The following is a 2,837-nucleotide window of genomic DNA, read 5'->3' on the forward strand; positions in this document are numbered from 1 at the left end:
ATCGCGGTCGGGGCCGGCGCCGGCAATAATCGCGCGCACCGGCGTGGCGGTACGGGCTAGCGCCGCCAGCAGCAGATCGATCCGTTTGGCCCGGTCGAGGCGGGCCGGCAAGAGGATGTAGTCGTGGTATGGCCCGGACCACAACTGCCCGGCGTAACGGCTCGGCGGATAGAGCGGCGTGCTACTGAGGCCGTTAAACCGTTCGATCCGGCGGCTGACGTTGCGCGAGATGGTATAGCGGGCTTGGCATTCGCTGAGCGCGCGACCGTCGATGCGAAAGATCTGTTCACGCACGGCGCGATGGGCGGGTGAGCCGTCGAAATCACTGAGCGGGGTGCCGTACCAATCGTAGGCTTGGCGGTGCTGATGCACCAGCCAGAGCACTTTGCGCGGATGGCGAATGAGGTATGACGGGAACTTGGTGGCGATCACGAGATCGACCGGTTCGCCGTTGACGTGGCTGATATCGAGCAGCCGCCACGCTAGCGCACTGTCGATGATCCGTTCGACTGGGTGCCACTGAAACGGCAACGCCACTACATCGACGGTATGGCCGCGGCGGCGAAGTTCGTCGCGCAGACTCTCGACCAGATATTCAGCGCCGCCGCGCACGAAAGGCACTTGGGTGGCGCAGATCAGAATGCGGCTCATGATGATGGTGGCGATTGTTGCAATTGAGCGCGCAGCTCGGCTAATTCGGCGCGCAAGGCGGCATTCTCAGCAACTAGCAGGCGAATAGCGAGGGTAGCAGTGTCGTTAAAAGCATTCTGCTGCTCGACAATCGGGTTGATGTACCAGCGCAAGTAGCGGCGTACCACCTTGTTGACCAAGGCAATCGCTTGCTCAAGCAGATTGCGCCCTTCAAGCGGCCAGTGCGCACTAACCACGCGGGTATATTCGAGTTCTTCCACCAACCGCTGCAACTCGCGCTCGGCAGGAGTTGGCTCAGCCGCCGGCAACGCCGCTCGTTGCGCGCGCACCTCGGCCCGCAACGCAGCTAACGTCGCCGCAACATCAATCTCGCTGCTCATGGCACACCCACGCTCGCCCGTTTCAACAACTCGTTCAGCCGCTGCCCGCGCACCTGCACGATGTCGTCTTGATACTTCAAAATCGCGCCTAGTGTATCCTCGACTGCCTGCGGCGTCAACTCGGTCTGATCGAGCGCGACCAGCGCCGTCACCCAATCGAGCGTCTCAGCAACGCCGGGCAGCTTGTAGAGATCCATCCGGCGCAACTCTTGCACAACCAACACCACTTGCCGGGCCAGCCGCTCGCCCGCGCCGGGCACACGGGCCTTAACGATCTGAATCTCTTTGTCGAGGGTGGGATAATCAACCCAGTAAAACAGACAGCGCCGCTTGAGCGCATCATGCACTTCACGGGTGCGGTTCGAGGTGATGATCACGGTTGGCGGCGTTTCGGCGCGGATGGTGCCGATTTCAGGAATCGAAATCTGCCAATCCGAGAGCAGCTCAAGCAGGAAGGCTTCAAACTCCTCGTCGGCGCGGTCGAGTTCATCGATCAGCAAGATCGGCGGCTGGTCGCCACGGGCCTCAATCGCCTGCAACAGCGGGCGCTTGATCAAAAACTCCGGGCCGAAAATGCTCTGCTGGGCGGCGGTGTTTTGGGCGGCGCCTTGGGCTTCGAGCAGGCGGATCTGCAACATCTGGCGGGCGTAGTTCCATTCGTAGATCGTCGTATTGACATCAAGCCCTTCATAGCATTGCAGCCGGATTAACTCGCGCCCCTGCATCCGGGCGAGCGTCTTGGCGATCTCGGTCTTGCCGACGCCGGCCTCGCCTTCAAGCAGCAATGGCTTGTTGAGTTTGAGGGCTAGAAAGATGGCGGTGGTGAGCGCACGATCGGCAATGTAGGCATATTCAGCAAGAGCTGCCTGCAATTCGTCGATCGATGCGAAGGAGGTGTACGTCATACATGGGCGCTCCACGGCATGAGGTGTCTCCTTCTATTATACACCGACTCGCGGGAATGCGGGTTGCCGTCGTGGAATGCGGCAGTTGGACTACCGCACGCCATAGGGTAAATGGCTGACCGGTACTGGTTCAAGGGCGGACAGACCCTATGAGCGCACATGTCATTGATGGCTGTAAACGCGCCGGTTCACCCTCACCCCTAGCCCCTCCCCCGCGTGGCGGGAGAGGGGAGCGCAGTGCTGGACTTTGAGGCATCGCACAGCGATCAACTGTTGTGCTCGTTCAAACGTTCTTTCTGCGCCTCAACCAATATTGGCAAGCGATGCGAAACGCTGCTGAGGGGCATAGAATGCGGCAGTTATCCTGCCGCACTCCATAAGATGCACGCCTTACCGGTACTGGCGGGCGATTTCGGAGGGCGAAACGCCGCCGAGGTATTGCAGCCACAACCAGAAATCGTGCAGCAATTGGCGCAGAATGCCGTTGGCGCGGAAGCGGCGGGCAGAGGTGACAACCTGCGCCGGCACGACATGCACGCGGGTGCGCGCGCGGGCGCGCCGGAAGAGTTCGACATCTTCAAACAGCGGCCAGTCGGGAAAGCCGCCGAGGGCGTGAAAGAGATCGCGCCGCATCACCATGCATTGGTCACCGTAACTGGTGAGGAGCGAGTCGAACCACATCAGGCGAGCGGCCAGCGCCAACAGCCAGTCGGGATCATCGAACGAGAGGCGAAATTTGGCGACCTGCACCTGCGGATCGGCGAACATGCTGCGCAGTAACGGGCAGGCATTGGCCGGCAGGCGCGTATCGGCGTGCAAAAAGACGAAGATATCGCCGGTGGCGCTGGCTGCGCCGGCGTTGAGTTGGGGGCCGCGACCGCGCGGCGCCAGCACCACCCGC

Annotated in this window: 3 protein-coding genes and 1 pseudogene; all 4 read right to left on the bottom strand. The window is 61.5% G+C overall.

The genetic code is table 11. The annotated features are described in order from the left end of the window. A pseudogene (locus U9R81_RS15745) lies at positions 1–651 on the bottom strand (glycosyltransferase family 1 protein); the annotation flags it as partial. After that, on the bottom strand, positions 648–1,031 hold the full coding sequence (locus U9R81_RS15750) for a hypothetical protein (protein WP_322496381.1): 384 nt from the start codon (positions 1,029–1,031) through the stop codon (positions 648–650). The gene U9R81_RS15750 and the pseudogene U9R81_RS15745, both read right to left, overlap by 4 nt. Then, positions 1,028–1,936 carry a MoxR family ATPase gene (locus U9R81_RS15755; RefSeq protein WP_322496382.1) on the bottom strand — a complete coding sequence of 303 codons (909 nt, stop codon included), beginning with the start codon at positions 1,934–1,936 and terminating at the stop codon, positions 1,028–1,030. The genes U9R81_RS15750 and U9R81_RS15755 overlap by 4 nt, the downstream gene beginning before the upstream one ends. Positions 1,937–2,326: 390 nt before the next feature. Then, the coding region (locus U9R81_RS15760) for a TIGR04283 family arsenosugar biosynthesis glycosyltransferase (protein ID WP_322496383.1) at positions 2,327–2,837 on the bottom strand (511 nt) is incomplete at its 5' end.

It is taken from the genome of Chloroflexus sp. (assembly GCF_034435895.1).
Lineage (GTDB): Bacteria > Chloroflexota > Chloroflexia > Chloroflexales > Chloroflexaceae > Chloroflexus.